This window comes from uncultured Roseibium sp., assembly GCF_947496995.1.
Lineage (GTDB): Bacteria > Pseudomonadota > Alphaproteobacteria > Rhizobiales > Stappiaceae > Roseibium.
Window position 1 is genome coordinate 1698495 of record NZ_CANMFD010000001.1, and the last position, 26937, is coordinate 1725431.

Annotated in this window: 25 protein-coding genes; 13 read left to right on the forward strand and 12 right to left on the reverse strand. The window is 61.6% G+C overall.

Annotation, left to right across the window (positions count from 1 at the left end; all coding sequences use genetic code 11):
* Positions 1 to 77: 77 nt before the first annotated feature.
* From Q1B40_RS07550 to Q1B40_RS07565, 4 genes are all read left to right on the forward strand, one after another.
* Positions 78 to 575 carry a class I SAM-dependent methyltransferase gene (locus Q1B40_RS07550; RefSeq protein WP_299812010.1) on the forward strand — a complete coding sequence of 166 codons (498 nt, stop codon included), beginning with the start codon at positions 78 to 80 and terminating at the stop codon, positions 573 to 575.
* Between the two features lie 17 nt (positions 576 to 592).
* Positions 593 to 1786, forward strand: a complete 1194-nt coding sequence (locus tag Q1B40_RS07555; protein WP_299812012.1) for a CaiB/BaiF CoA-transferase family protein — start codon at positions 593 to 595, stop codon at positions 1784 to 1786.
* A 66-nt stretch (positions 1787 to 1852) separates the two neighbouring features.
* Entirely contained in the window at positions 1853 to 2446 is a 594-nt protein-coding gene (locus tag Q1B40_RS07560) for an NUDIX domain-containing protein (protein ID WP_299812014.1), read from the forward strand.
* A gap of 104 nt (positions 2447 to 2550) precedes the next feature.
* Positions 2551 to 4431, forward strand: coding sequence for an adenylate/guanylate cyclase domain-containing protein (locus Q1B40_RS07565; RefSeq protein WP_299812016.1), 1881 nt, complete (start codon positions 2551 to 2553; stop codon positions 4429 to 4431).
* Positions 4432 to 4480: 49 nt separating this feature from the next.
* Here the strand turns inward: Q1B40_RS07565 and Q1B40_RS07570 are convergent, their stop codons facing one another.
* Positions 4481 to 5398 (reverse strand): LysR family transcriptional regulator, encoded by a 918-nt coding sequence (locus Q1B40_RS07570; RefSeq protein ID WP_299812018.1) that lies wholly within the window; start codon positions 5396 to 5398, stop codon positions 4481 to 4483.
* Positions 5399 to 5546: 148 nt separating this feature from the next.
* Between Q1B40_RS07570 and Q1B40_RS07575 the strand changes: the two genes are divergently transcribed.
* The 6 genes from Q1B40_RS07575 (at position 5547) to Q1B40_RS07600 (ending at position 13595) form a co-directional block, all read left to right on the forward strand.
* Entirely contained in the window at positions 5547 to 6413 is an 867-nt protein-coding gene (locus Q1B40_RS07575; protein WP_299812020.1) for an NAD(P)H-binding protein, read from the forward strand.
* Between the two features lie 318 nt (positions 6414 to 6731).
* Complete coding sequence (locus Q1B40_RS07580) at positions 6732 to 8618, forward strand: ABC transporter ATP-binding protein (protein ID WP_299812022.1); 1887 nt, start codon at positions 6732 to 6734, stop codon at positions 8616 to 8618.
* On the forward strand, positions 8615 to 10501 hold the full coding sequence (locus Q1B40_RS07585) for an ABC transporter substrate-binding protein (RefSeq protein WP_299812024.1): 1887 nt from the start codon (positions 8615 to 8617) through the stop codon (positions 10499 to 10501). Before Q1B40_RS07580 ends, Q1B40_RS07585 begins: the two co-directional genes overlap by 4 nt.
* 233 nt (positions 10502 to 10734) lie before the next feature.
* Positions 10735 to 11760: an ABC transporter permease gene (locus tag Q1B40_RS07590; protein WP_299812026.1), complete on the forward strand. Its 1026-nt coding sequence runs from the start codon at positions 10735 to 10737 to the stop codon at positions 11758 to 11760.
* Positions 11757 to 12938: an ABC transporter permease gene (locus tag Q1B40_RS07595; protein WP_299812027.1), complete on the forward strand. Its 1182-nt coding sequence runs from the start codon at positions 11757 to 11759 to the stop codon at positions 12936 to 12938. The genes Q1B40_RS07590 and Q1B40_RS07595 overlap by 4 nt, the downstream gene beginning before the upstream one ends.
* A 63-nt stretch (positions 12939 to 13001) precedes the next feature.
* Entirely contained in the window at positions 13002 to 13595 is a 594-nt protein-coding gene (locus Q1B40_RS07600) for a trans-aconitate 2-methyltransferase (protein WP_299812029.1), read from the forward strand.
* Positions 13596 to 13665: 70 nt separating this feature from the next.
* On the opposite strand, the gene Q1B40_RS07605 is transcribed toward Q1B40_RS07600, so the two are convergent.
* Positions 13666 to 15846, reverse strand: a complete 2181-nt coding sequence (locus Q1B40_RS07605) for a glutamine synthetase III (RefSeq protein WP_299812031.1) — start codon at positions 15844 to 15846, stop codon at positions 13666 to 13668.
* Between the two features lie 625 nt (positions 15847 to 16471).
* A complete protein-coding gene (locus Q1B40_RS07610; protein WP_299812033.1) occupies positions 16472 to 16759 on the reverse strand; it encodes a DUF1330 domain-containing protein in 288 nt (95 codons plus the stop codon).
* An 88-nt stretch (positions 16760 to 16847) separates the two neighbouring features.
* Here Q1B40_RS07610 and Q1B40_RS07615 point away from each other — a divergent pair, with 88 nt between their 5' ends.
* Positions 16848 to 17747, forward strand: a complete 900-nt coding sequence (locus Q1B40_RS07615; RefSeq protein ID WP_299812035.1) for a LysR family transcriptional regulator — start codon at positions 16848 to 16850, stop codon at positions 17745 to 17747.
* 18 nt (positions 17748 to 17765) lie between these two features.
* Here the strand turns inward: Q1B40_RS07615 and Q1B40_RS07620 are convergent, their stop codons facing one another.
* Genes Q1B40_RS07620 through nthA form a run of 4 tightly spaced genes read right to left on the reverse strand, consistent with a single transcriptional unit; the run spans position 17766 to position 19860 of the window.
* Positions 17766 to 18218: an isoprenylcysteine carboxylmethyltransferase family protein gene (locus tag Q1B40_RS07620; protein WP_299812037.1), complete on the reverse strand. Its 453-nt coding sequence runs from the start codon at positions 18216 to 18218 to the stop codon at positions 17766 to 17768.
* Between the two features lies 1 nt (position 18219).
* Positions 18220 to 18588, reverse strand: coding sequence for a nitrile hydratase accessory protein (locus tag Q1B40_RS07625; protein WP_299812039.1), 369 nt, complete (start codon positions 18586 to 18588; stop codon positions 18220 to 18222).
* Complete coding sequence (gene nthB / locus Q1B40_RS07630; protein WP_299812041.1) at positions 18575 to 19234, reverse strand: nitrile hydratase subunit beta; 660 nt, start codon at positions 19232 to 19234, stop codon at positions 18575 to 18577. Before nthB ends, Q1B40_RS07625 begins: the two co-directional genes overlap by 14 nt.
* Positions 19231 to 19860, reverse strand: coding sequence for a nitrile hydratase subunit alpha (gene nthA, locus Q1B40_RS07635; RefSeq protein ID WP_299812043.1), 630 nt, complete (start codon positions 19858 to 19860; stop codon positions 19231 to 19233). The genes nthB and nthA overlap by 4 nt, the downstream gene beginning before the upstream one ends.
* 242 nt (positions 19861 to 20102) lie before the next feature.
* Here nthA and Q1B40_RS07640 point away from each other — a divergent pair, with 242 nt between their 5' ends.
* Both Q1B40_RS07640 and Q1B40_RS07645 read left to right on the forward strand, forming a co-directional pair.
* Positions 20103 to 20576 carry a hypothetical protein gene (locus Q1B40_RS07640; RefSeq protein ID WP_299812045.1) on the forward strand — a complete coding sequence of 158 codons (474 nt, stop codon included), beginning with the start codon at positions 20103 to 20105 and terminating at the stop codon, positions 20574 to 20576.
* 166 nt (positions 20577 to 20742) lie between these two features.
* On the forward strand, positions 20743 to 21255 hold the full coding sequence (locus Q1B40_RS07645) for a peptide-methionine (S)-S-oxide reductase (protein WP_299812047.1): 513 nt from the start codon (positions 20743 to 20745) through the stop codon (positions 21253 to 21255).
* A gap of 88 nt (positions 21256 to 21343) precedes the next feature.
* Here the strand turns inward: Q1B40_RS07645 and Q1B40_RS07650 are convergent, their stop codons facing one another.
* Genes Q1B40_RS07650 through Q1B40_RS07670 form a run of 5 tightly spaced genes read right to left on the reverse strand, consistent with a single transcriptional unit; the run spans position 21344 to position 26924 of the window.
* Entirely contained in the window at positions 21344 to 22126 is a 783-nt protein-coding gene (locus Q1B40_RS07650; RefSeq protein ID WP_299812049.1) for a polysaccharide deacetylase family protein, read from the reverse strand.
* A complete protein-coding gene (locus Q1B40_RS07655) occupies positions 22123 to 23277 on the reverse strand; it encodes a glycosyltransferase (protein ID WP_299812051.1) in 1155 nt (384 codons plus the stop codon). Before Q1B40_RS07655 ends, Q1B40_RS07650 begins: the two co-directional genes overlap by 4 nt.
* Positions 23274 to 24401, reverse strand: a complete 1128-nt coding sequence (locus Q1B40_RS07660; RefSeq protein WP_299812053.1) for a glycosyltransferase family 4 protein — start codon at positions 24399 to 24401, stop codon at positions 23274 to 23276. The genes Q1B40_RS07655 and Q1B40_RS07660 overlap by 4 nt, the downstream gene beginning before the upstream one ends.
* Positions 24402 to 24440: 39 nt before the next feature.
* A complete protein-coding gene (locus Q1B40_RS07665; protein WP_299812055.1) occupies positions 24441 to 25661 on the reverse strand; it encodes a glycosyltransferase family 4 protein in 1221 nt (406 codons plus the stop codon).
* Between the two features lie 45 nt (positions 25662 to 25706).
* Positions 25707 to 26924, reverse strand: coding sequence for a glycosyltransferase (locus Q1B40_RS07670; protein WP_299812057.1), 1218 nt, complete (start codon positions 26922 to 26924; stop codon positions 25707 to 25709).
* Positions 26925 to 26937 lie beyond the last annotated feature (13 nt).

The window sequence follows — 26937 nt, forward strand, 5'->3', positions numbered from 1 at the left end:
AATTGTCGGAGACGGCTTTGACCTGACGCAAGGCATTGTCTATGTGAGGAGCGTTGTCAGTAACAGGAAGTTTTTTAATGAGCCGTCTGGACAGTTTTATCCGCCGTATGACCTCGCAGAAAATCCTGCTGGAGCATCTGGTCGACAAGGTCAACGAAGTCGAGGGACCTGTCCTTGAGCTGGGCCTCGGCAACGGCCGCACCTATGATCACCTGCGGGAAATCTATCCCGGCAAGGAAATCTTCGTGTTCGATCTGGCCATGAACTGCCACCCGAGCTGCGCACCCGATGCCGAACACATGATCCTGGGCGACATTCGCGACACGCTGGCCTTTTGCGGTCCCCGCGTCGGAGCCAGGGCATCCTTTGCTCATATCGATATCGGTTCCGCAGACCCCACCAACGATCTTGCCATCGTCAACTGGCTTGAACCGCTGCTCGACGAGCGCATGGCTGTCGGCGGTTACGTGCTGACCGCGCTCGAACTTCATCTGTCGAATTTCGAAACCCTTGAGAAGCCGGAAGGCATTCACCCGGGCCGCTACCACATCTACCGCAAGGTCGCGGAAGCTTGAAATTCGAGGATTCGCGCATGAACGCGCCGCTCAAAGGCATCAAGGTCGTCGAACTCGCCCGGATTCTCGCCGGCCCCTGGACGGGCCAGACCCTCGCCGATCTCGGCGCGGACGTGATCAAGGTCGAAGCCCCTCAGGGGGACGACACCAGAGGCTGGGGACCGCCGTTTCTCAAGGACGAGGCGGGCGAGGACCGGGATGCCGCCTATTTTCATGCCTGCAACCGCGGCAAGCGCTCGATTGCAGTCGATTTTCGCACCGATGAGGGGCAGGAGATCGTCCGCAGGCTGGTCGCGGACGCGGATGTCCTGATCGAGAATTTCAAGGTCGGCGGTCTTGCCAAGTATGGCCTGGATTATGAAAGCCTGCGGGAGGTCAATCCGAAGCTGGTCTATTGCTCGATCACCGGCTTCGGCCAGGACGGACCCTATGCTCACCGCGCGGGCTACGACTTCATGATCCAGGGCATGGGCGGGATCATGGACCTGACCGGCGAGCCGGAGGGGGAGCCGCAGAAAATCGGCGTTGCCTTCGCCGATATATTCACCGGTCTTTACGGCGTCGTCGGAATTCTCTCCGCGCTGCGCCGGCGCGACGAGACGGGCGAGGGCGAATGGGTGGACATGGCTCTTCTGGATGCCCAGGTGGGTGTTCTCGCCAATCAGGCGCTCAATTATTTCGTCACCGGCAAGTCGCCGAAGCGGCTCGGCAATGCTCACCCCAACATCGTTCCCTACCAGATCTTTCCGGCAAGGGACGGGCACCTGATCATTGCCGTCGGAAATGACGGCCAGTTCAGGCGTCTGTGCGGCGCGCTTGGCCTGCCGGAGCTGGCAGAGGAACCGAAGTTTGCCACCAACGCCGCGCGGGTGGCATCCCGCTCGGAGTTGGTACCGCTTCTGGCTGCACAGACCGCGACGCGGATGCGCGACGATATTCTCGATGCGCTGGAGTTGGAGGGCGTTCCTGCCGGGCCGATCAATTCCGTCGAGGATGTCTTCAATGACACGCAGGTGAAGCACAGGGACCTGAAGGTCGAGTTGCCCGCGAACGGGGTCGCGGGCGGTTCGGTCGCTTCGGTTCGCACGCCGATCAAATTCCGCAACGCGTCTCTTGTTCTGGAGCGCGCCGCGCCCGGGCTCGGCGAACATACGCAGGAAATCCTGGCAGAGCTCGGGCTGGTGGCCGATGCCGTCGAGCCGGACATTTAAGATTGACCCGCCCGCTGGGGATGTCTCTTTCATGGCGTCCCCGTGAACCCGACTTTGGATATCGCCATGGCTGAGCCGGAGTTTCTGAAAATTCTGGAGTCCAGTGTCCTTTCCAACGACTGGGGCACGCTGACCAGATACAGGTTCGAATTACGACGCCGGGACGGCAGCTGGCAGGAGCAGACCCGCGAAGCCTATGACGGGGGCAATGGCGTGACCTGCCTGCTTTACAATCCTGAAACCGACTGTGTCCTGCTGACCCGGCAGTTCCGCCTACCGGTCTGGCTGAACGGCAAGGACCCTTTCCTCATCGAGACGCCCGCCGGGCTGCTGGAAGGCGCTCAGCCGGTGGATCGGATGCGGGCGGAGCTGATCGAGGAGACCGGCTTCGACATCTCCGTTCTGGAACACCTCTTCGATGTCCATATGAGCCCGGGTTCGGTAACGGAATACCTTTCCTTTTTTACCGGCACATACCATCTGGGGAACAAGGTGTCCGAAGGTGGCGGTGAAATGCACGAGGGGGAGGACATAGAGGTCCTCCATATACCCCTGTCAGAAGCGCTGGACATGATTCGAGCCGGAGAGATCTGTGACGCCAAGACGATCATCCTGTTGCAGGAACTTGCCTTGAGAAAACGCGCGCCGGACCGGTCCTGATACAATTTCTGACCGTTCAGTTACATTGCTTGCGGGATTCGCCTTAATTTGACGCCAACACTTTGGCAGGTAAGCTGATCGCTACTGAAAGAGGATTTCGCCCGATGGCGATCATGAAACGCAGCGGACGGCGCATGAAGTGGCCCTTGACGACAATCGTCGGGCTCGGCTTCGGCGCTTTCGTGGCAATCGCAATCGGTCTGGTGCTGGGATTGTCGGTCTCGGCGAATTTCCGCAATACGTTCTCGCTTCTCAACGACAAGACCATCCTGAGTACGGATGCACTGGAAACCCAGCTTCGCACGCATTTCAAATCGGTCGAAAATGCGGTTATCGGGCTCAAACCCTATTTCGACAACGGGACGATCGGGTTCGACAACCCGGACAAGACGCTGGAAGATCTTTCGATTGTCCTGAGCGCCAACGCAGATGTGAGCACATTGGCCTTGACCGATCCGGAAGGCAGGCGGATCGGCATGTTCCGGGCCCCGTCGGGGAAGCTGTGGCGGGTCGAAACCGATGTTCCGCCTCCCGGAATGACCGTTCAGGAACTTCCGCTGCTTGCGGTGGACAGTCCTCCGACCTGGGGACCGCTCGTGCGTCAGGAAGTCGGTCTGTTTGCAAATGTATCGGTCCCGCTGGTGCGCGACGGCAAGGTGATCGGAACTCTGACGGCGGCCAGCACAATGGAAGATCTGGCCCATATCGTCACCACGCAGGATGAAGGTAACGACAACACTGTCTTTATCATTTCCGGTGAAGGTCAGCTGATCATGCACTCCGATCAGGACTGGCTCCAGACCGGAGGAGGCATGAATAATGCACTGCCAGCCCCCTGGAGAACCGCGGGAGACCCGGTCATCGCCGCTCTGGTTGATGAGGAGCGGCTCGAGGAGTTCCAGAAAGCGGCCGACCGGGGTATCGAGGTCTCGCGTGTCGAGGCCAATGACGAGAGTTTTATCGTCATGAAGGCCAGTCTCGACGGGTTCAGCGACCAGCCCTGGATTGTCGGGCAGTATTACCGCGGCGCAACCGTTTCCAGGGAAGTCAAACGACTGGCGGGCTCGATGTTCGTCGGCTTCGGCGCCCTGGCGATTTCCGTGCTGATCGCCTATTGGCTAGGCCTGCGGGTTGCCCGCCCCCTGCGCAATCTCGCGGTTCAGTCGCAACGGGTCGGCAGCCTGTCGCTGAACGAGGTCGAACCGCTCCCGCGCAGCCGGGTCGCGGAGGTCGATCAGGTTGCCCTGGCTTTCAACTCCATGGTGGAGGGCCTGAAGGCCATGAACCCCTACGTGCCGCGCTCGCTGTTCATCAAGCTCATGCGCCTCGGCGGCGGCAAGGCGGCCGAAGCGCGACGCGCGGAGCTGACGATCGTGTTCACGGATATCGTCGGGTTCACCGCCTTGTCCGAACATCTCTCCGCGGAAGAAACCGCAGGTCTCCTCAACGACCACTTCGCCATTCTGGTGGAAGCCGTCGAAGGAGAGGGGGGCACGGTGGACAAGTTCCTGGGCGACGGCATGCTGGCCTTCTGGGGCGCTCCGGATGCGCGCCACGACCATGCCGAAGCGGCGGTAAGGACCGCCCGAAGGATCGCCTCGGCCTTTCACGCGGCCAACGAGGAGGCGGCGCAGAACGGGCGGCCGCAAATGTGCCTGCGGATCGGCATTCACACCGGACATGCCGTTGTCGGCAACGTCGGCGCGCTTGACCGCTGGAACTATACGGTCGTCGGCGACACGGTGAATGCGGCCGAGCGCCTGCAGACATTGGGCAAGGAAGCCCCCGGCTCTCCGGAAGTGACCATCCTGGCAAGCGCGGATACCATCGCGCAGCTTCCCGCCGAGCGAAACCACCGTCCCGTTGGAGAGCATCATCTGCGCGGCCGTAGCGGCCTGATGGAAGTTTACTGGCTGGATCCGTTCGCGGAGGCGTCCCCAAGCGCCTCCGAGGCACAAGACGTGCCCGTAAGCGCAGCGCAGTAGTCCCGAACACCAGACGAATGCCCGGGCTTGAGGGTTTTGTCGGGGCCGGTCATGTTGGCGACCGTTCCCGCGCGACCAGTTCTATGAAAGCCCGCAGCGGTGCCGGCGCAAGTCTGCCGGGATAGTAGAGGCGCGGACCGTCGACCGTCGGCCACCAGTCTTGCAGTACGGGCCGCAGCGTTCCTGCGTCGAAGTCATCTTCGAGCCAGTTCCGGAAGGTTCGGATAATTCCGTGTCCGAGGCGGGCATAGATTATCGCGGTATGCACCGAATTCACGCTGACGATCAGGCGCGCTCGCGGGTCGACCGTTATCGCCTCCTTGCCCTTGCGGAGCTCCCACGGCAACAAGGGGCCGCTGGGAAGGCGATAGCGGATGCAATCGTGATCGAGCAGCTCCTCCGGTTCGCAAGGGGCGGTGCGCGCCGCGAGGTAGGCGGGCGCGGCGGCAAGCGCGAGCTGTTGAGAGCGAGGCCCGATGGGCACGGAAATCATGTCCTGCGCCAGTTGCTCACCATATCTGATACCCGCATCGCACCCCTTGGCGATGGCATCCACCAGACTGTTCTCGATCACGAGTTCGACCTTCACGTCAGGATGAAGCAGCAGAAAACGGTCGATGATGGGCGGCAGAATATCCGGCACGACCGCACCGGGCACGTTGAGCGTGAGCCTGCCGCTGACTCTGCCTTTGGAGCTAGCCGCATCGGCTAGAGCTGCCCGTGTTTCCGCAATCAGCGGAGTGATGCGCTCGGCAAGGCTGCGCCCGGCCTCGGTCGGCATGACACTGCGTGTCGTCCGCAGCAAAAGCGGTACTCCGAGCCGTGCCTCGAGCCGTGAAACGGTCTCGCTGACGTTCGACGGAGAAATCCCGAGCCGTTTCGACGCGGCGCGAAACCCGCCTTCTTCCAGCACGGAAAGCAGGACGGAAAGGTCATCGAGGCTTGGGTCATCATGATTGTTCGCCATAGAGAACAGAGTATTTCGAATACGCTGGATTATCAATCATCAGGAAACAGTCATTCTGGTCAGCGGAAGTGGTTCGGCAGCGCATATCGAGGCTGTCGTCCGGAGCGCTTCTCTCTCTCTTTGTTCAGCCAGGGAACGGAACACCATCATGTTGATTGTCACAGGCGCTACAGGCCAGCTTGGCCGCAGGATCGTCGAACATCTTCTCTCTCTTGTGCCCGCAGGCCGGTTGGGGGTCAGCGTCCGGGACCCGGATCGCGCGCGCGATCTGTCTGCCCTCGGCATCCGGGTGCGGCGCGGCAACTACACCGACCTCGCAAGCCTGCTGGCCTCCTTCGAAGGCGCCGAGCGGATTTTGCTGGTTTCCTCCAACGCGGCCGCCACCGGCGGCGATCCGCTCGCGCAGCACAGCGTCGCGATAGCCGCTGCAAAGCAGGTTGGCGCCGAACGATTGCTCTACACGAGCCAGGTTTCCGCCTCTGACGCCTCGCAGTTTCCACCCGGACGCGATCACGCGGCAACGGAGCGCATGCTGGAGGCATCCGGACTGGCCTGGACAGCCCTTCGCCACGGCTTCTATGCCGCCAGCGCACTTATGATAAATGCCCGGGGCTTTGCGGACGGGCTGCTTGCAGTCCCGCAGGACGGCAAGGTTGCCTGGACCACGCATGACGACCTTGCCGCGGCCGATGCTGCCATGCTGGCGGGCGTTGAGGAGGTCGATGGCCCAACGCCGCCCCTGGCCGCCGGGGAGGCGCTGGATCTTGCCGACCTCGCCGCACTGGCCTCCGGTGTCCTGGGTAAACCGGTGACACGTGATGTTCTGGGCGATGAAGCCTGGATGTCGGGCGCGAGGGCAAGGGGCATGCCTGAACGCGCGGTGGAGATCATGATGGGCTATTTCCGGGCCGCACGGGCTGGAGAATTCGCCGCCACCGATCCGATGCTCGAGCGGTTGATCGGACGCCCGGCCGCATCGATGCGCACATTTCTGCAGGAAAACCTGCAAGGCTGACGTCTGCCGCAGACGCTTGCTGGCGGGAGCACGATCTGTCTTCTGGTCGTTTGAGGCTGCAACAGCCTGCCGGAACAGCCGGTAGGCAGAAATTCGAAATTCCGTATCTGAAAGAACTTGCCCCAAATACTTGCCTGAACCCGGGCTGTGACCAAGATTCTGAACAGAAAAGGATTTTTTTGCGAATGTGACGCAAATCACAGACGCTTCGGTTGCTTTTCTGCATTGCTATCCTCCTGCGATTTTGGTTGTCTTTGTTTTGAAACATGGGCTTAGTAAGTCACTCCAAATCAATCCTGGGCGGGAAGGAAAAGCGTGGTGAATGTTCTCTCGATCGAGGGACTGACAGTCGATTTCAATACAGCGGAAGGTTTTGTCCGGGCCGTCGACGATGTGTCGTTCGTGGTGCCCGAAAACCGGACAGTCGCGCTCGTCGGGGAATCCGGTTCTGGCAAGACGGTCATTTCCCAGACGATCATGGGTCTGCTGCCCCAGGCGGCGGCGATCACCTCGGGCAAGGTGATCCTGGCGGATCCGACCGGGGCGGAACCGCCTGTCGACATCGCCACGCTGGAGCGCAAGGGCCCGCGGATGCGGCACCTGCGCGGCAACCGCATCGCAATTATCTTTCAGGAGCCGATGACCTCCCTGTCGCCGCTGCACACCATCGGCGACCAGATCGGCGAGGCAGCGCTTCTGCACCGCAACGTCTCGGGTGCGCAAGCCCGTGAACTCACCAAGGAAATGCTGCGTCTCGTGCAGTTTCCCGATCCGGAACGGGCGCTGGACACCTATCCGTTCGAGCTCTCCGGCGGCCTGCGGCAGCGGGCCATGATTGCCATGGCGATGATCTGCCGGCCGGCACTGTTGATCGCCGACGAACCGACCACGGCCCTGGATGTGACAATCCAGGCGGATATCCTCAAGCTCATTCGCGAGGTACAGGCCGAACTGCGCATGTCGGTGCTGTTGATCACCCATGATTTCGGCGTGGTCGCCAACATGGCCGATGAGATCGCGGTCATCTATCATGGCCGTATCATGGAAAAGGGCACCGCTCAGCAGCTGTTTTCCGATCCGCAGCACGATTACCTCAAGGCCTTGCTCAACGCGGTGCCGAGCTTCCACATGGACAGGGACGAACGGCTGGTGCCGATCCGGCCGATCATCCTGAAATCGGAAGACCTGACCCGCAACCGGCCGCACTGCGACGTCGCCCCCGGTGAGCCGCTGGTGGAAATGCGCAACGTCACCAAGACATTCACCCTGCGCAAAAGCTCGTTTCTCGGCGGCAAGGCCAAGACGCTGACCGCACTGGACGACATCAACCTGACCATCCGCCGTGGCGAATGTCTCGGACTGGTCGGCGAATCCGGGTCCGGCAAGACCACCGCCGCCAAGGCGATCCTGCGCGCAATCGATCTGCAGGGCGGCAAGGTTCTCTATAATCGCGGCAAGGGGCTGGAAGACATCGCCGCGCTGAAGGGTGCGGATCTGATGGATTACCGCCGCCGGGTGCAGCTGATTTTCCAGGATCCGTTCTCCTCGCTCAATCCGCGCATGACCATCAACGACATCCTGATGGAACCCTTCGAGGTGCACGGCATCGGCACACCGCAGGAGCGCGCGGAACGCGCACGCAGCCTGATGGATCTGGTCGGCCTCGATCCGCGCTTCCTGCGCCGCTATCCGCATTCCTTCTCCGGCGGCCAGCGACAGCGCATCGGCATCGCCCGGGCGCTTGCGCTCAATCCGGAATTCATCCTGTGTGACGAACCGACCTCCGCCCTGGACGTGTCGGTTCAGGCGCAGATCCTCAACCTGCTGCAGGATCTGAAACGGGATCTCAATCTGACCTACCTGTTCGTCAGCCACAATCTGGCGGTGGTGGATTATCTTGCGGACCGGATTGCCGTGATGTGCCGCGGCCGCCTCGTGGAAATGGGCGAGACGCGCACCGTGACCGGCAATCCGCTTCATCCCTATACCAAGGCGCTCTTGTCGGCGGTTCCCGAACCGGATCTGTCGGCGCAACTCGATTTTGCCGCTCTCGATGCCAAACGGGCATCCGAGCCGCAACTTTGGCCGGAACCCTTCCGCCTGACAGACGGTGTCGAACCGTCACTCGTCGAAATGGAACCGGATCATTTTGTCTGTGCACCCGGCCTGAAGAATGCCGGGGCGCTTGAGGGGACTGCAGCATGAATCTCTTGAATTCCTTAAGGGCGGGTCTGTTCCTGACCGCCGCAATGATCGCGGGGCCGGTGGCCGCGCTGGACCTGAAGGAAACGCCGGGTCTCGATCCTTCCCTGCCGCCTGTGGCTGAGCGGCTGCCCGCCGAACCACTGGTCGTGGATCTTGAAGCCAAGGGCCGCCAGACCGGCAAGCAGGGCGGATCGATCGACACACTGATCGGCCGCGCCAAGGATGTCCGCCTGATCAACGTCTGGGGCTATGCGCGCCTTGTCGGCTATAACGAGGAACTGGAACTCGTTCCCGACATCCTGAAAGACGTGACGGTCGAGGACGGCCGGATCTTCACGCTGCAGACCCGCAAGGGGCACAAGTGGTCGGACGGTCAACCCTTCGGCGCAGAGGACATCCGCTATTATTTCGAGGATGTCGTCAGCAACGAGAGCCTGAACCCCTCCGGACTGCCGCCGTTCCTCCAGGTCAACGGCAAACCGCCCGTTTTCGAGGTTCTGGACGAGACCACGGTGCGCTTCACCTGGGAGGATCCGAACCCGCTTTTCCTGCCGGAACTGGCAAAATCGCGGCCGCCGTTCATCTACCGCCCGGCGCATTACCTGAAACAGTTTCATGAAAAATACGGCGATCCGGATTTCATTGCCGGCGAAGCGGAAAAGGTGAAGGCCCGCAGCTGGGCGCCGCTGCACAACAAAAAAGACGACATGTACAACGCCCAGAATGTCGATATTCCCAGCCTTCAGCCCTGGGTGCGCAAGCGCAGCGACAGCGATCTGCGCTTCATTCTGGAACGCAATCCCTTTTACCACCGGGTCGACACCGCCGGTCAGCAGCTTCCCTATATCGACAACGTCGTCATGACCGTTGCCGACGGCAAGCTGATCCCGGCGAAAGCCCAGGCGGGCGAAAGCAATCTTCAGGCACGCAATCTCAACTTTGCCGATATCACCGTGCTCAAGAAGGGCGAAAAGCAGAACGACTACACCACGGCTCTCTGGGCCAACACCAAGGGCTCGGAGATCTCCATCCTGCCGAACCTGACGGTCAAGGACCCGGTCTGGCGCGAGTTGCTGCGCGATACCCGTTTCCGCCATGCGCTGTCACTGGCGATCGACCGCAAGCTGCTCAACCGCGTCTTGTTTTTCGGGCTCGGCAAGCCGGGCAACGACACCGTTCTGCCCGCCAGCCCGCTCTACAAGGTCGAATACACCGACAAATGGGCGGACTATGATCCCGAACAGGCCAATGCGCTGCTGGACGAGATCGGCCTGACGGAACGCAATGACGACGGCATCCGCCTGATGCCTGACGGACGGCCGCTGGAAATCATCGTTGAAACGGCGGGTGAGGAACAGGTGCAGGACGATGCCCTGGAACTCGTCACCGAGATGTGGCGGGAAGTCGGCGTCGAACTGTTTGCAAAGCCGAGCCAGCGCGACAACATGCGTGAGCGGGCAATCACCGGCGAGCTGGTCATGTCCGTCTGGTGGGGTTTTGAAAACGGTATCCCGACCTCCGAAATGCCGCCGGAAGACTACGCACCGGTGCATGGGGACAGGCTTAACTGGAATGCCTGGGGCGACTACTACGAGACCGGCGGCGAGGGCGGTGAAAAGCCGGACTGGAAACCTGCCGAACGCCTGATGGAATTGTACAATTCCTGGCTCACTTCCAGAACAGCTGAAGAACGGACGAAGATCTGGGAGGAAATGCTGCAGATCCACGCCGACGAAACCATCCATATCGGTCTGGTTTCCAGCGTTCCCCAGCCGGTGGTGATCAAGGATGTCGAGAACGTTCCGCTCGAAGGCATCTACGGCTGGGACCCGGGCGCGCATTTCGGCATTCACCGCATGGATGAATTCTACAAGGCCGACTGACGCCCGGAACCCGAAACGCAGTGAAGCGGCGGCCTGTTCCGCCGCTTCACTCTGACAAGGCCGGAGCCGCCGGCCTGAGGGGAATTGACCGGGATCGATCCGCTTTCGCATGAGAGCAAGGGAAAGCGGACAGGTTGATCGGTTGAAAACTGTTGGAGTAACCTTTGTCCGTTCGAGAACAGGTTGCTCCGGGGACTGCCTTGAGGACACAATCGGGGCAGAGGGGATATTAGGTGCTTTATTATATTTTTCGCCGGATTCTGATGATGATCCCGACATTGTTCGTGATCAGTCTGCTGATATTCTTCATCATCGAACTGCCCTCCGGAGATTACATTTCCAACCAGATCGCGGCGCTGAAATCCACCGGTGAGCAATCCTCCATCGCCAAGCTGGAATTCCTGCGCAAGGAGTTCTCGCTCGACAGGCCGTTTTTCGAACGCTACCTCGTCTGGATCGGTCTCTGGCCCGGACCGCACGGCCTGGACGGGCTCATTCAGGGCAACTGGGGCTGGTCGTTCGAGTTCGACAAACCGGTCGACCAGGTCGTCGGCCCGACACTGCCGCTGACCATCGTGCTCAACTTCGCCACGATCCTGTTCGTCTATGTCGTGTCCTTTCCGATCGGGATCTATTCGGCGACGCGGCAATATTCCTGGGGGGACTACGGTTTCACCTTCATCGGCTATATCGGCCTGGCAACGCCCAACTTCCTGCTGGCGCTGATACTGCTGTATCTGTTCAACCTTTGGTTCGGCCTGTCCGTCGGCGGCCTGATGGCGCCGCAGTATATCGACCAGCCGTGGAGTTTCGACAAGGCGATGTCGGTGCTGGCACATCTGATCATCCCCACCATCGTTATCGGAACGTCCGGTACCGCCGCCATGATCCGGCGTCTTCGCGCCAATCTTCTCGATGAACTGCACAAGCAGTATGTCACCACCGGCCGTGCCAAGGGCCTGAAGGAAAACCAGCTCCTGATCAAATATCCGCTGCGGATGGCCATCAATCCGTTCATTGCCGATATCGGCAACCTGATCCCGTCGCTGGTGTCCGGCTCGGTGATCGTCTCCGTGGTGATGAGCCTGCCGACCGTCGGGCCCGTCCTGCTGTCGGCCCTGCAGTCTCAGGACCAGTTCCTCTCCGGCTTCATCCTGCTCTTTGTCGCCGTGCTCACGCTGATCGGCATGCTGATCTCCGACCTGCTGCTGGCGGTCCTCGATCCCAGGATACGTCTTGGTGGGAGGGCGGCGTCATGAGCATGGACCCGAAAGACGGAACCCCGAAGCGCGAGGTCGAACACTACGTCGACCCGGCTCCCTTCAATCCCGCTGTCACCGAGGAGATGACGGCCGCACAGGAACGCTTCTTCCAGGCGTCCCAGTGGCAGATCATGTGGTGGAAGTTCAAGCGCCACAAGCTTGCCGTCTGGTCGGGCATTGTCCTGATTCTGTTCTACCTCTGCGTTCCCTTCGCCGAGACGATCGCTCCCTATACACCGAACCTGCGCGACAGCGACCACCTCTATGCGCCGCCGCAGCCGGTGCACCTCTTCCATGATGGCCGTCTGGTCGGGCCGTTCGTCTACGGCATGAAGTCGTCCCTCGACATGGAGACCCTGCAATGGGTCTTTACGGACGATACCAGCGATGTGCAGCGGATCCGCTTCTTCTGCAACGGTGCGCCCTATGAATTCTGGGGGCTGTTCGACACCACCTTTCACCTGTTCTGTCCGGCGGAAGGGGGAACGCTCTTCCTTCTGGGCACCGACAGGCTCGGCCGTGACCAGTTTTCCGGTCTTGTCTACGGCGCCAGGCTGTCGCTCACGGTCGGCATCGTCGGCGTGACGATCTCCATCGTGCTCGGACTGTTCTTCGGCGGTATCGCCGGCTATTTCGGCGGCTTCCTCGACAACATCATCCAGCGGATGATCGAAATCATCAGATCGCTGCCGGAATTGCCCCTGTGGATGGCGCTCTCGGCGGCGCTGCCGGTCACCTGGGGCCCCGTGTGGATCTATTTCGGTCTGACGATCATTCTCGGTCTGCTCGACTGGCCGGGGCTAGCGCGCGCCGTGCGCTCCAAGCTGCTGTCGCTGCGCGAGGAGGAATACGCCAAGGCCGCGGTGCTCATGGGCGCCAAGCCCGGCCGGGTGATCACCCGCCATCTGCTGCCCGGTTTCACCAGCCACATCATCGCCTCCGCGACCCTGTCGATCCCGGCGATGATCCTGGGCGAAACCGCGCTGTCCTACCTCAATCTCGGCCTGCGCCGTCCGGCCGTTTCCTGGGGCGTTCTCTTGAACGAGGCGCAGAACATTTCCGTAGTCACCGTCTATCCCTGGCTGATGGCACCGGTGCTGCCGATCATCATCGTGGTTCTGGCGTTCAATTTTCTCGGCGACGGTTTGCGCGATGCGGCAGATCCCTATAAGTGATGCTTTTGAAAATCCATTCGTTCCGGCGGGCCCCTCGGCCCGCCTTTGCCGTCAGGAAACACCATGTCTAAAAACGCCACCACCGCCGAAGGCTGGGATGAGGAATACGAAGCCGGGCGCTGGGCCTTTCTGCGCTCGCTGCCCGAAAGCGGCCGCTACGGCATCATCGGCATGTGGCTCAATCTGACCGGGTCCATGGACGAGGTTCTCGACATCGGTTGTGGCGAAGGGCTCTTGTACGAACGCCTGCAGCCCATGGGCATCAAGCGCTATGTCGGCATGGATCTCTCCCCGGCCTCCCTCGAAATCGCCGATGTCGACCCGGCCATCGCCTCCTTGCGGGCAGGGGACATGCACACGTTCGCGCCGAAGAACGGCGAGACCTTCTCAGCCATCGTCTTCAACGAGGTTCTGCATTTCGCCGAAGACCCGGCCGCCCTCGTCGCCCGCTATCGCCCTTTCCTGAAACCGGACGGCGTCATTGCGCTTTCCATGTACTCCCCCAAACGCCCGGAATCCGGCGCCAACCGCCTGATCGACGCTCTCTGGCAGGCAACCGACGACGAGAGCCAATGGACCGTGCTCGACGACTACCGCCTCGTCTCCGACAAGAAGGGCGTGACGTGGCGGATGCGGCTGGTCAAGCCTGTGGGGTGAGGGGCAGCACTGCTTTTAAGGCCTGTCCGGCGCACACCGCCGCACAGGCCCATTTCCCGTTCCTCAAGTCCTACTTGATAAACAGCATTTCCTGATAGGTCGGCAGCGGCCACAGGTCGTCTGCCACCAGCTCTTCCAGCGCATCCACGTAGCCGCGGATTTCCAGCATTTTCGGCAGCACGGTCTCCTTGATCATGAAGCAGTGGGCGGCGACGTTCTGCGCGTCGTGCTCGCTGGCTTTAAGGGCCACCAGCTCCGCGACGGAATCCTGAAGCTTCTTGATCAGGCCGGTCACCTTGGTAAGGGTGTCATGGTCCGCCTCGATGCCCAATGCCTTCAGGTTGACGAGGCTGGCCGCCAGTTCGCCCTGGTAGCGCACCGCCGCCGGGAAGATCATCGTCCTGGCCATTTCCACGACCAGGTTGGATTCGACGTTCACGCTGGCGATATATTGCTCGGAATAGACCTCGTAGCGCGAGTCCAGTTCGCGTTCCGACAGGACGCCGTATTTGGCGAACAGATCGGTGTAGGTCTGTTCCTTGATGACACCGAGGGCATCCGGCGTGGCGACAAGATTGGGAAGGCCGCGCTTTGCCGCCTCGACCTGCCATTCAGCGGCATAGCCGTCGCCGTTGAAGACAACGCTCGAACAGTCCTGCCAGACGGTCTTCACGTAGGCCGCGACGGCCGCGCCGAGCTTCTCCTGCGTACTGGTATCGGACGCCTCCAGTGCCGTTGCCGCTTCATCGAGCGCTTCCGCCATGATGGTGTTCATGGCGACCATCGGCCCGGCGATGGACTGGTTGGAACCCACGGCCCGGAATTCGAACCGGTTGCCGGTGAAGGCCATCGGGCTGGTGCGGTTGCGGTCGCCAGAATCCTTCGGGATCTGCGGCAGCACATCGACACCGATGTTGAGCGGCGTTTTCCTGGAGGTCACCGGGCTGCCGTTGACGATGGATTCCATCACCTGGTTGAGCTCGGTGCCAAGGAACACGGAGAGGATGGCGGGCGGGGCCTCGTTGGCCCCCAGACGGTGATCGTTCGAGGCGGAGGCGACGACGTTGCGCAGCAGCTTGGCGTGTTTGTAGACCGCCGAGATCATCGCGGCGCAGAAGACGAGAAACTGTGCATTTTCCGCCGGTGTATCGCCGGGATCGAACAGATTGCCCGCCTTCGGAGACCCCATCGAAAAGTTCACATGCTTGCCACTGCCGTTGACGCCGGCGAAGGGCTTTTCGTGCAGCAGGCAGGTCATGCCGTATTTCTGCGCCACCTTCTTCAAGGTGGTCATGACCAGTTGCTGGTGATCCGTCGCGACATTCGCCATTTCATAGACCGGGGCGAGTTCGAACTGACCGGGGGCCACCTCGTTATGCCGGGTCTTGGCCGGAATGCCGAGCTTGAAGCATTCGCGCTCGACTTCGAACATGAAGGCCTGGACGCGCTCCGGGATGGCGCCGAAATAATGGTCGTCAAACTCCTGACCCTTCGGCGGCGGCGCACCGAACAGGGTTCTGCCGGCGGCCAGCAGGTCCGGGCGCGCATAGAAGAAATTGTTGTCGACCAGGAAATATTCCTGTTCCGCACCGGCCGACGATGAGACGAACGGGCCGTTTGTGCCGAAGAAACTCAGCACCCGCTGCGCATGTTTGTTGAGGGCCTGCATCGAGCGCAGCACCGGGGTCTTCTTGTCGAGCGCTTCTCCGGTCCAGGAAACGAAGGCCGTCGGAATGCACAGCGTCGTGCCGTTGGGGTTCTCGATGATATAGGCCGCGCTGGTGACGTCCCAGATCGTGTAGCCGCGCGCCTCGAAGGTCTGGCGGATGCCGCCATTGGGAAAGGAAGACCCGTCGGGCTCGCCCTGGATCAGCGCCTTGCCCGCGAAGGTGCCGATGGTTCCGCCGTTGCTGTCGGGATCGAAGAAGGAATCGTGCTTTTCGGCGGTCAGGCCGGTGAGCGGATAAAAGACGTGCGCGTAATGGGTCACGCCCTTCGAGATCGCCCAGGTCTTCATCGCCTCGGCGACGGCATCGGCGGTGTCGATGTCCAGGGGCTCACCCGATGTGATGGTGTTTTTCAACGACTTGAAAATCGCCTTGGGAAGGCGCTGCTCCATCTCGTTCAGGCTGAAAACATTCTGGCCCCAGACGCTGCTGGTCGGGCTGGACGCAAAATCGAAACCCGATTCAACCGGCGGTGTCGATGTGATTGTAGAAATTGCACTTAAACGCGCTGCGTTTCCGCTCATGTTAATCCCCCAATGCGGTCTTATGACCTTGAGAGCAAGCGCAAGTTTCATGCCATGTTGCGCCGGGAGAAATACGGGTTTTTCGGCCCGGCGACAGACAAGCCGCCTAAAGATTGTACGACGGCGCAAGGCTTTGCCCTCTGCGCAGGCAGATGCGACGGCGAAACGCCTCTGGTTCGTAGCAGCAAGTCGCGACGTTTTCCTGAAGGCGGAATGACGAACCATACCGCTCGCACCAGTCTCCCCCCTTTGAGGGGGAGATGTCTCCGCAAGGAGACAGAGGGGGGCTCAGCCTCTCGGAACGACACAGTTTCGCCGAATATGCTGGGTCGCTTCACCCCCCCCTCTGTCAGCTTTGCTCCCCTCTCCCCCTAAGGGGGAGAGGGGAGCAAGTGGAGATGCTCTCTTCTGGTGTCTCCCCGGACAAGCGAAGCGCAGAGCCGGGGCCAACTCGCGGTGCAGCTTGTTGAAAAGGTTGAATTTTTCACTTGAGAGTTACTTCAATTGGCCTGCTCTCTGGAAATGAGTGGGCCCCGGGTCTCACTCCGCTCGCACGGGGTGACACCAATGTTTGCAGCAACGCCCCGGCCCGAATGCGAACACTCGGGCCGACCGGACCAGGTCTTCAACCCGGCAGCATCACGATCGTCGACTTGCCGCCCTTGTTGCGCAGGGCGTGGGTGGCCGCGAGGTCCGGGTCTTCCCGCCAGGCCCTGGCCGAATCCAAGTCGGGAAAGGACAGGAGGGCGGCGATGTCGGGTGTGTCACCGGCGGCTTCCAGAACCTGGGGATCCGGATCGACGACAATCAGGCTGCCGCCGTGTCTGGCAAGCGCTTCTGCCGCCTTGTCGCGATAGGTGCTGAGCGTTTCCCTGTCGGTAATCGTGATCAGGGCGAGGGCTTGAACGGTCATGTCGGTCTCCTTTTGAAATGACGTTTGCAAGCTACCGCAGACGGACACTGCGAAAAAATCTTCAAATTCGGAAGGAAGATGTGCAAATATGCACAGGATGGATAACTGGGATGACTTGAAATTCGTGCTCGCGGTCTCAAAGGCAGGCAGTCTGGTGAAGGCGGCGCGGGGATTGGGGGTGACCCATTCCACCGTTTCCCGGCGCTTGTCGGCCTTTGAAAGACGCATGGGCACCCGATTGTTCGACCGCCTGCCGGAAGGCTTCACGCCGACGGCCGCCGGAGAAGAGGCGATTACCGCCGCAAGGCGCATGGAAGCGGAAATCCTGGCGCTCGACACCCGCATCACCGCGCAGGATACCGAGCTTGAGGGCGTCCTCAGGGTCACGGCAGCACAGCTTCTGTTCCAGGTGCAGCTCGCGGATATCATGAAGCAGTTTGCCGAGCGCCATCCGCGTATCGAGCTTGAGATGATCGCGGCGAACGAAGTCTTGAGCCTTCACCGGCGCGAGGCCGATATCGCCGTGCGCGTGACCAACAATCCGGACGCCAACCTCTTCGGCCGCCTAGCGACGGGCCAGCGCCGGGGCTTTTACATGTCGCGCGACTTCGCACGCAGATTCAGCGGCACGCTGGGTGTCAGCCACGATCCGGCACCGCTCGCCTGTGTCGCCTTCAAATGGTGGGGGCGGGGAGTTCCCAAGGATATCCGTGCCCGCTACCCGGGCGCTTATGTCTCCCTTGTCACGGACGACATGATTGCTCACTGCGCGGCGGTAAAGGCGGGCATGGGAATTGGCCGGCTGCCGTGTTTTCTCGGTGACCCGGACCCCGAACTCATCCGCTTGCCCGGCCTCGACCCGCTGCCCTATTTCGACATATGGATACTGACCCATCCGGACCTGAAGAACGTCTCCAGGATACGCACTTTCCTGCGGTTCGCAGCCGATGCCTTCAAGGACAAGAGCGCGCTCTACATGGGGACGTGATTTTCGCCCCGCCCGCCGTCAAATCCAGCGGCGCACCCGGCCGAGATAATCGCGATAGGGCGCGCCGAAGAGGTCGGTCAGGCGCTCTTCCTCCGGCTTGATCTGAAATTCGGTCATGTACCAGACAAAGCCGGGCACGATGATCAGCGCCGTCAGGGTGCCGAGCCAGATGGCCTCCGCCAGCAGCAGCGCCAGGATGCCGAGATACATCGGGTTGCGCGTGAACCGGTAAACGCCGTCGGTGACAAGAACGGAGGCGTTTTCCGGCCTCATCGGGTTGGTCGTCGTCTTGCGCTGCCGGAAGGCCAGAATGGCCTGAATTCCGGGAACCAAGCCGGCAAGGACCAGCAGCACCGCGAGCAGCTTCCGGCCCGGCAGGGCGATGGAAAGATGCGGCATCAGCCAGGCCCCCACCCAAAGCAGGAGCGCCGCGAGCACAAGAACAATGACCGGCGGGACTTTCAGCTCCATCTCAGATCCGCCCCTTGTCGAGTTCGATAGGCTGTCCATGTGGCGTTGCATGAGCGGCTTTGTCCCAGGCGACCTTCAGGGCGGCCAACTGACCGCCGGCGGCAACGCCCTTTGCCGTCAACAGGGTCTCGAATACCGCCAGCCAACGGTCGTAATAGCCGGGGCTTTCCGGTGCAGTTTCCCCGTCTCCGGCAAGCTCCGCGCCGAGGGCCTGCGTCCATTCCTTCCAGGTAAAGAGCCCGGCTTCATGAGCCTTCACGGTCATCGCGAACACCCGGGCTTCCCATGGTGCGCCGAACACCGGTTCGCCGTCCCGGTCCAGCGGCAGGTCGGGCAACGCGGCTTTTATCGATGCCTCAGGCAAGGTCAAGATAAGGCTCCCAGAGATCGAGATGCAGGCTGAGGTCCGGGTCGCTGTCCGGTCCCCAGATATCCGTGCCGTTGAAAGCGACGCCGTACAGGCAGCAGGGCTGCTCGCCCTTGTCGTGGGCGTTGCTGTCGGGAAAGACGTGAACGCCGTGGATGACTTCGATGCGACCGACAACGTCGCGGGCGTAGCGGGGCAGGCGGGTGTGCGTCACCGGATGCATGCGCTTGGTGTGCACCCTGTCGCCCACCCGGTATCTGGCAGCCTGCTGCCGGGGACGGTCCACCGGCGCACCTTTCGCCAGCACATCTGCAACGTCTTCGGCCTTGAGGACCCGCTTGACGGGTTTGGCCGGTACCAGAACTTTGGCCTGTTTCAACTCCTCGTCGGTCGCCAGGCCGTGGGTAACCACCAGCCTCTCCAGACCCTTGGTCCAGATCTCGTAATAGCTTGAGGATAGATAGTCGGCCGGGTGCAGCGCTTCGCGGGCATGGCGAGAGGCATCGAGCGTCCATGAGCCCGTCGCGCCCATGGCAAGGGTGATGGCAAAGGCGCGTTCTTCCCATTTGGCGTGGAAATTCGGCTCGTCCTTTTCCATTTCAATCGGCCCGAAGCCCATCTGGCCGCCAAGATCCTGAGCACCGTTCATGCGGTCGGCTCCTTCACCAGAGGGTCGATCGCCAGGCCGGTGCCGATCATGCTGTCGCGGGTGACAAGCGCGGCTAGGTCGTCTTCGCTCCAGTCGTCGGTTCCCAGCGGCCTTTGCGGGATGACCAGATAGCGGACCTCCGCGGTTGAATCCCACACCCGGATATGTTTGCCCCGAGGCAGCCGGACACCGAATTCCTCCAGCACGCCGCGCGGATCGCGCACGGCGCGGGAGCGGTAGGGCGCGGATTTATACCACACCGGCGGCAGGCCGAGCACGGTCCACGGGTAGCAGGAACACAGCGTGCAGACGACCATGTTGTGGGTCTCGTCGGTGTTCTCGACCGCCACCATATGTTCGCCCTGACGCCCGGTGAAACCGAACTCGGTTATCGCCGCCGTCGCGTCCGCCAGCAGCCTGTCGCGATAATCCGCGTCCACCCAGCTTCTCGCAACGACCATCGCGCCGTTCTTCGGGCCGATCTTCGTCTCATAGGTTTCGATCAGCGCATCCAGAGCTGGCGGATCGATATAGCCTTTTTCCGTCAGCAGGGTCTCCAGAGCCCTGACACGCAACTCCGTGTCGGAAAGGTCTGAGTGATCATGGTCATGGTCGTGATCGGACATGGGGGCTCCTGAAACGCAATGTGTCTCATATGAGGATGCGGGTCCGGTGCTGTCAATTCGGCGGCCGCCTTCGCAAGAAATATGTTCCGCTGCCCGCCCGTCAACGCCGTTCGCGGCGCTCACAAGATATGAACCGCAGTCACATTGGCGAGATCCGGCCTTACGCGACCAGGCGGGAGTATCTATCTGCGGCGATCATGATCGCGAAACAACGAAACTTTCCAGGAAAGCCAGAAAAATCAATGTCCATTACACTCCGGAATCTCCTCATCGCCGGCCTTGTGGCTGAAATTGCATTCGAAGCCTATGCGTGGCTCGTTTCGCCGCTTCTCTTTGGTGTTGTTCTGCAGCCGGCCAACCTGATCGTCGCATTGGCGAATATCGGCTTCGGGGTCACTCTTCCGCACTGGATGGGCTTCCTCGTGCACTTCGGCGTTGGTGCTATCGGCTTCTCGGCTTTCGTGCTGCTGACGCATATGGCCACCCGGCTGAATCTCGTTCTGTCAGGTGCGGTCGCGGGCGTGATCCTCTGGTTCGTCGCGCAAGGCCTCCTTGCCCCGCTGGTCGGACGGACGTTCATGATGGGTTTTGGAGCCTATACACAGTCATCCCTTGTCGGTCATGTCGGCATGACACTGATCGCCGGGATCGTTCTTTACAAGCTGCGCCCTGCGGAAAATCGGGACCTGGCCGAGGGTCTGGGCGGCACCGCTTGAGGTTGGATTACGGCTCGAAGGCTGCGGTCGGAGCACTGAAAACTTCGGTGTTTCGACCGCGGCTCCAGCAGCCATTCCCCGCAACCGCGATCTCCTCTGGGGGAATCTTCGCCGAGCCGTTTTGCTTCCCTGCCGGGACGCGTCACACTGTGCGCCGGTGAGACAAATGACGGAGGCAGAGGTGAAGATCGGGCTTGGCGGCGGGTGTCATTGGTGCACCGAAGCCGTCTTTCAGGCGATTGCGGGCATATCCAGAGTGGAACAGGGCTTCATCAGCTCCGATCCGCCGGATAACGCATGGTCCGAGGGTGTTATAGTCACCTTCGACCCGGCGGTGCTGCCGCTGGAAGTCCTGATCGAGATCCATCTCAGAACCCATTCCAGCACCTCCGCTCACAAGATGCGCGGCAAGTACCGCAGCGCGATCTACGTCTATGACGCGGGAACGGGTGTGAAAATCGGCCGTGTGCTGCACGCCCTGCAACGCGGTTTCGATGCCCCACTGGTGACGAAAGTCCTCACCCTGTCTGCCTTCAAGGCCTCCGACGAGCGCTTCCGCAATTACTATCTGAGCGGCCCGGATCGGCCCTTCTGCAAGACCTATATCGACCCCAAGCTGGCGCTGCTGAGGAAGGACTACGGCAGGGTCTTGCGGGAACAGGTAGAGGCGGCGGAATAAAGCGCGCCGGAGCGATGTTTGTTTCTTTGGCCTCCTCGTCATTCCAGACAAGTGCGCCAAAGGTGCACGCAGATCCAGAATCCATAAGTCAGCGTGAACGCAGCGAACTCAAACCGTCAAACAGCCCCTTCACGTCCGGCCATTCAGCGCCGTCATGATGCGCGGCAATCGCCAGAAATTCTTCAAGAAATTCGAAACAGCCCTCGTCATGGGCCAGATGGTGGGTCAACAGGCCGAGCGGCTCGCTTCCCGTATTGCGGCGGCGGGTGAGCTGCAGGTCGAAGCGCAGCCGTGCGCTTTCCCAGCCGATGAAACGCACCTGCTTCTTCCATTTGATGATGTCGACATGCGACTGGACCTGATGGGCGCGCGGAAAATTGTGCCAGGTGAAAGTGGACAGACCCGGCAGGCCGATCTCCGGCAGACGGCGGGAGATTTCCGCATCGATCCGGTTCCACGGCGGAACCATGGCGGCAATGAATTTGTCGCCAAACAAATCCTCCAGCCGCGCCTTGCCCTGTGCGAGCTGACCGATCAGCTCCTGAGGATCGCGGCGCGAGCCGAGTTCGGCCGCCTTTTCGCCGAGATCCTTGCGCTGAAAGTTCCTGTGCTGCCAGCCGTGCTGCAGAACATGGGCATGCGGCTCGTTGCAAAGCCGGTCAGCCAAGGCTTGGGTGGCATCCTTGGGGATGACAGCAAGGGCGATGTCGACACCGTGCCGGTTGGCCAGATCGAGCATGCGCTCAAGCGCCGGGGTTGGCTCAATCGCATCGTCGTCCCGCCACCAGAAGTGGACCTTGCGGTTTCGCTCCGCGAACCAGTCCAGATGGGCGGTCAGTTCGTTCCTGAAACGTTGCAGGTCTTGCGTCATCTCTTGCGGCCCTCCAGATCTTCCAGAAGGATATCGGCGCTTTTCTCCGCGCCACCGAGCATCACCTGGTGATGACTGCGGGGCAGGGCAAGAGCGTCGTCGATAGCGGCTGCCAGCCGTTCCGGGGTCAGGCCCGCTTCCGGCACGACGATCGCGCGGCCATGGTTGGCCAGCGCCTGCGCCCGCTGGCTCTGCTCGGTCTCATTGGCCTGTGCAAACGGCACCAGCACGGCTGCAACACCTGCGATCAGGATATCGAGTACGGTATTATATCCGGCCTGGCTCACAGAAAGCCGGGCGCGTTTCAGCAGCTCGGGAAAATCCCGGCGGGCACGCTCGACGATCACGCCTTTTCCCGCGCGTCCTTGATAGACGGCAAAGGCTTCAGGGGACACATCGTGACCGATCAGCACCCGCCAGGGCGTATCCTCCGCGCGCCGGGAAAGCGGGCGGGCGTCCAGCGCGGCCGACAGCAGCCCTTCCGCCACAGCGCCGCCGCCGCAGGAGATGATCACCTCGTCCTCGCCGTCGCTTGCCTCCGCCGCGGGGCGTGCGCCGCCACCGACATAGCCGGTGTAGCGCACGAGCGGGGCAACCCGGTCCGCAAAGGGAAAACTGTCAGCGAGCTGAATGAAATCCGGATCGGAATGGATCAGGATACGGTCGTAGTATCTGAGCGCCTGATCCGCCATCCATTCCTCTTTCCAGAGTTCCTTCTTGCGCACCAGGATGTCACGGATGGAAGTGGCAATCAGCGGCGGCTTTGCACGCGCCCTGGCGGTTTCCAAAAGCGGCGTCAGTTCGAAATCGAGCTGACGGCGGCCGAAGGGGTAGGTCTCCGTCAGCAGCAGATCGAAGTCATCTGCTTCGAACGCTTGAATCGATGCATTAACGCGGGCGGATTTCCAAGTCTCGTCAATATCTTGATTGTCCAAAGTGACAAGACGCTTGAAAGCGGCGTCCGGGCTCTTGCAGGCCGGAAGCTCGACGATTGTAAGTCTGCCGGTGTCCAGTGTCGGCGGGATCCTGTTGCCGCTGGCGAGTGTCACCTCTACGCCTCTGGCGGCCAACGCCTTGCCGATACCTGCGGCCCGGACCACATGGCCGGTGCCCAGCAGATGCTGCACATGGATGAAGGCCTTGAAGCTCATGGAACGGCAGTCTCCGTGCGCGCTTCGTAGGTTTGCACGGCCTTGCGGACAAAGGCATCGAGCCGCCCCGCCCCGGCGTCAAGCGAATGGCGGCTATCGATATGCTGGCTGGCGGCATGTCCCAGCCGGTCGGCCAGGGAAGGGTCGTCCAGCACCCGCTCCAGATTGGCGGCGAAACCCGCCGCATCGCCTTCCGCCGACAGGAGACCGGTTTCGCCGTCGACAACGATATCCGGCACCCCGAACGTATCTCCCGCGATAATGCCGATGCCCGCGGCTTGAGCTTCCAGAAGCACAAGACCGTAGGCTTCACGGATTGCCGGCCAGACGAGCAGATCGTGGCGGGCATAGTGAACGGCAATCCGGTCCTCGGGCAGGGCGCCCAGCCAGGCGACCTTTTCCGGCGGGAACAGCTTCTTCACATGGTCCCGGTTCGGCCCGTCGCCGATGATCGTCAATTGCCAGGACCTGTCCCGCACCTGTGTCAGCGCTTCGGCCAGAACCTCATAGGATCTGGTCTTGTCGCCTTCGCGCATCATGCCGACCGCAAGCAGCTTCAAGGGCAGGGCCGCCAGCGGCTTGGCGGCCTCGGAGGCCTGCCGGTAGGGGGCTGTATCCAGAAACGGCAGAAGCACCTCCAGGCGCTCGTCAGGAACGGCCGCGCCCAGGCATTCCGCGTCGGCATTATGGATCGCCGCGACCGCATCCGCCCGGTGCAGTGCTGCATCGGCAGCGGCAAATCCGAAAGCCCAGTCGTCCGTCTGGCGCTTCGGGGCGCGGCTGGCTTCGACAATGGCGTAGGGCAGGGCAAATCGCTCTGCCAGCGCGGGGCCGATCCAGTCGGGTGCCTTGTGATAGAGGTGATAGGTCAGAAACAGATCCGGCCTGTAGCCGGTTTTTTGCCAGTCGGCGGCGATCCGCTCAACTTCCTGCAGGGCCTCCGCCTTCACGGCCGCCTGAATGGCGGTGCTCCCTTCCTTGCGCCACGAGCGGAAGGTGCTGGCAACGGTGACCTCATGCCCGGCCGCCTCCAGTGCCTTGACGATCAGGCGTCCCATTGTCCGGTCCCCGGAAGGCACCGGATGGTCCAGCGGTTTCATCGGAGCGGTAAAGGCGATCTTCATGAGGTTCCTTGCTGAGGCGTAAGGCGGTGACCCGGCACCTCAGAGCACCTTACGGAATTTTTCCGCCAGGCGGTCAAGTCCCGGATCGGTGGCAAAATCCTTGCGCACCAGCCGGGAGGCCGCAAGGCCGAGCGCGTTGCGCCGCGCCGGATCCCGGATGAGACCTTCCATGGCCTGCGCAAGGTCTTCGCGTGCACCGGGAGCCACAAGCACGCCGGTCTCGCCGTCCCGGATGAGTTCCGGAATGGCCGACACGCGGGTGGACAGGCAGCAAAGGCCCATCGACTGGGCTTCCATCAGGACATTGGGCAGCCCGTCCCGGTCGCCGGACTTAGCCAGTTTGGACGGCAGGATGAAGAGGTCCGCCTTCTGACAGGCGGAAATGACTTCCTCGCGCGGCTGCGCCCCGCGCCAGTCGATCCTGTCTGAAAGACCCAGCTTGCCGGCTTCGGCCTTCAGGGCATCCGACAGTTCGCCGCCGCCGATATGGGTGAAGTGCCAGTTGAGGTCACCGGGAAGCCGGGCGAGCGCTGCAAGAAGATCGTCATAACCTTTTTTCTCCACCGCCCGCCCGACGGAGACGAGCCGGACCGGCTCTCCTGTGCCGTCCCGATGGGACGGTACCTGGTCGGGCGGCGGAAAGCCCGAGAAATCCAGGCCGTGATAAAGCAGCTCCACCTTGCCTGGGTCGTCGGACAGGCCGTTCAGATGTTCGACGTTGACGCGCGTACAGGTGACGCCCCAGGCAGCATCGTTGATTTTCGTCTTCAGGTCCCATTCCGGACTGGTCCAGATGTCCTTGGCATGGGCGGAAAACGACCAGCCGCGCCCGGAAAGATGGGCAGCATATCTGGCGGCCGAGCAGGGCGTGTGCAGGTAATGGGTATAGATCCAGGAAATATCGTCCGGCAGCTCGTGAGCAAAAACGCAGCCCTGTGCCCAGCGGCGGCGGCGGTCCGCGTTCGGCTGGCGGGCGAGATCTGCATCGAACAAGGCTTTTGCGGCTTCATAAGTCGGCTGCTTCTCGGCCCAGCGTTTCGCCCTTGCGACACGCGCCGGATCGTCCTTGACGTATTCGGGAAGATACATCACCTCGGCGGAAATCTGCCGGTGCAGGTCGTGAATGAACGGGTCGTAGGGCTTGCGCAGGGCGACGATCAGGACGCCGATGCCCCGCCGTTCCAGCCCGAGAATTTCCTGGGCAATGAAGGTCTCGGAAAGGCGCGGGTAGCCTTTGACCACAATGGCAATACGGGACATCGACGGGCTCTTGATGCGGGACGCGGAAGGGGCACGGTCCGCCGGTTAGAAATTGACCAGTTTACGGCCGTCATCGACCAGTTGTTCTTCGAAAATCCCACCCACGCGGGTGGTGATTACATCAAGACCACCGAGAAGATTGTCGACACCGGCGGAGGAGGGCGCCGCCATGTCCGGGAGCTCCGACAAGGCTGCCGACATAAGGTCTGAATCCGGATAGCGATCGATCGGCAGCACTTTGAGAAGACCGCTTTGTTCCGCCCGTTCTGCCCGGATGGCCTGCTCGCGGCGCGGGATCACGCGCGGCACCATCAGTGTCGGCTTGTCGAAGGACAGGATCTCGCAGAAGGTGTTGTAGCCGCCCATGCCGACGATCGCGGTTGCATGGGCGAGATACGGCTCGATCTGGGGCGTGAAGCGGATGATCTCGACATCGCGCAAATGTTCCGCCCGTTCGCTGAACTGGGCAGCCGCCGCCGCGGGCATGAACGGGCCTAGCACGATCAGAGCGGGAAACAGCGGCCGCTGCCGGGTTTCATAGGCGCGCATCACCCAGTCCACCATTTCAACGCCGTCGCCCCCGCCTCCGGGGGTGACCAGAATATAAGGTTCCTCGCCGAAGGGTGTCGGCGGCGGGTCGTCCTTGACCGCATTGGGCAATTCGCGCCGCAGGTATCCGGTGTAGCGGAGCTTGTCCGTAACGTTGTCGGGCAGGCTTATGCCTTCAAGCGGATTGCAGATGTCCTGCGGGCCGTAGATCCAGATATCGTCGTAAAGATCCCTCAGCGCGGGGTAGACGTTCTTGCGGTCCCATTCTTCCTTGAGAACCGCCGGGTCGTCCATGACGTCCCGCAGACCGAGCACCAGCCGGGTGTCGGTCTCCTTGAGCGCCTCGAGCGTGCGCAGCACTTCACCGCGCAGGCCAAGCGGCTCCTTGTCGACGATGAAGATATCGGGCTCGAACACCTTGGCCGTGTGTTCGATGATCGACGAGCGGATCGCCAGCGTCTGATCGATGTTGATATGCAGGGAAAGCGGCGTGTATTCGCCGTTGCGCAGTTTGATGACGCCGGGAATGCGGACAAAGTCTACGCGCGAGCGGAACTCGAAACTGCCGATGATCGGCGAGCCTGAAAGGATAAGCACGGACAGCGTATCGAAATCGCCGACGAGGGAATGAGCAATCGCGCGGCACCGCCGCAGATGGCCAAGTCCGAAGGAATCGTGGCTGTAGATCAGTATCTTCGGCGTCTTGGAACTCATACTGCCCCTGGAA

What these genes read in the sequence shown, in the direction of transcription:
- Q1B40_RS07550 (WP_299812010.1), top strand. Translation starts at nt 78, where the DNA reads ATGAGCCGTCTGGACAGTTTTATCCGCCGTATGACCTCGCAGAAAATC.
- Q1B40_RS07555 (WP_299812012.1), top strand. Translation starts at nt 593, where the DNA reads ATGAACGCGCCGCTCAAAGGCATCAAGGTCGTCGAACTCGCCCGGATT.
- Q1B40_RS07560 (WP_299812014.1), top strand. Translation starts at nt 1,853, where the DNA reads ATGGCTGAGCCGGAGTTTCTGAAAATTCTGGAGTCCAGTGTCCTTTCC.
- Q1B40_RS07565 (WP_299812016.1), top strand. Translation starts at nt 2,551, where the DNA reads ATGGCGATCATGAAACGCAGCGGACGGCGCATGAAGTGGCCCTTGACG.
- Q1B40_RS07570 (WP_299812018.1), bottom strand. Translation starts at nt 5,398, where the DNA reads ATGGCGAACAATCATGATGACCCAAGCCTCGATGACCTTTCCGTCCTG.
- Q1B40_RS07575 (WP_299812020.1), top strand. Translation starts at nt 5,547, where the DNA reads ATGTTGATTGTCACAGGCGCTACAGGCCAGCTTGGCCGCAGGATCGTC.
- Q1B40_RS07585 (WP_299812024.1), top strand. Translation starts at nt 8,615, where the DNA reads ATGAATCTCTTGAATTCCTTAAGGGCGGGTCTGTTCCTGACCGCCGCA.
- Q1B40_RS07595 (WP_299812027.1), top strand. Translation starts at nt 11,757, where the DNA reads ATGAGCATGGACCCGAAAGACGGAACCCCGAAGCGCGAGGTCGAACAC.
- Q1B40_RS07600 (WP_299812029.1), top strand. Translation starts at nt 13,002, where the DNA reads ATGTCTAAAAACGCCACCACCGCCGAAGGCTGGGATGAGGAATACGAA.
- Q1B40_RS07605 (WP_299812031.1), bottom strand. Translation starts at nt 15,846, where the DNA reads ATGAGCGGAAACGCAGCGCGTTTAAGTGCAATTTCTACAATCACATCG.
- Q1B40_RS07610 (WP_299812033.1), bottom strand. Translation starts at nt 16,759, where the DNA reads ATGACCGTTCAAGCCCTCGCCCTGATCACGATTACCGACAGGGAAACG.
- Q1B40_RS07615 (WP_299812035.1), top strand. Translation starts at nt 16,848, where the DNA reads ATGCACAGGATGGATAACTGGGATGACTTGAAATTCGTGCTCGCGGTC.
- Q1B40_RS07620 (WP_299812037.1), bottom strand. Translation starts at nt 18,218, where the DNA reads ATGGAGCTGAAAGTCCCGCCGGTCATTGTTCTTGTGCTCGCGGCGCTC.
- nthB (WP_299812041.1), bottom strand. Translation starts at nt 19,234, where the DNA reads ATGAACGGTGCTCAGGATCTTGGCGGCCAGATGGGCTTCGGGCCGATT.
- nthA (WP_299812043.1), bottom strand. Translation starts at nt 19,860, where the DNA reads ATGTCCGATCACGACCATGACCATGATCACTCAGACCTTTCCGACACG.
- Q1B40_RS07640 (WP_299812045.1), top strand. Translation starts at nt 20,103, where the DNA reads ATGTCCATTACACTCCGGAATCTCCTCATCGCCGGCCTTGTGGCTGAA.
- Q1B40_RS07645 (WP_299812047.1), top strand. Translation starts at nt 20,743, where the DNA reads ATGACGGAGGCAGAGGTGAAGATCGGGCTTGGCGGCGGGTGTCATTGG.
- Q1B40_RS07650 (WP_299812049.1), bottom strand. Translation starts at nt 22,126, where the DNA reads ATGACGCAAGACCTGCAACGTTTCAGGAACGAACTGACCGCCCATCTG.
- Q1B40_RS07655 (WP_299812051.1), bottom strand. Translation starts at nt 23,277, where the DNA reads ATGAGCTTCAAGGCCTTCATCCATGTGCAGCATCTGCTGGGCACCGGC.
- Q1B40_RS07660 (WP_299812053.1), bottom strand. Translation starts at nt 24,401, where the DNA reads ATGAAGATCGCCTTTACCGCTCCGATGAAACCGCTGGACCATCCGGTG.
- Q1B40_RS07665 (WP_299812055.1), bottom strand. Translation starts at nt 25,661, where the DNA reads ATGTCCCGTATTGCCATTGTGGTCAAAGGCTACCCGCGCCTTTCCGAG.
- Q1B40_RS07670 (WP_299812057.1), bottom strand. Translation starts at nt 26,924, where the DNA reads ATGAGTTCCAAGACGCCGAAGATACTGATCTACAGCCACGATTCCTTC.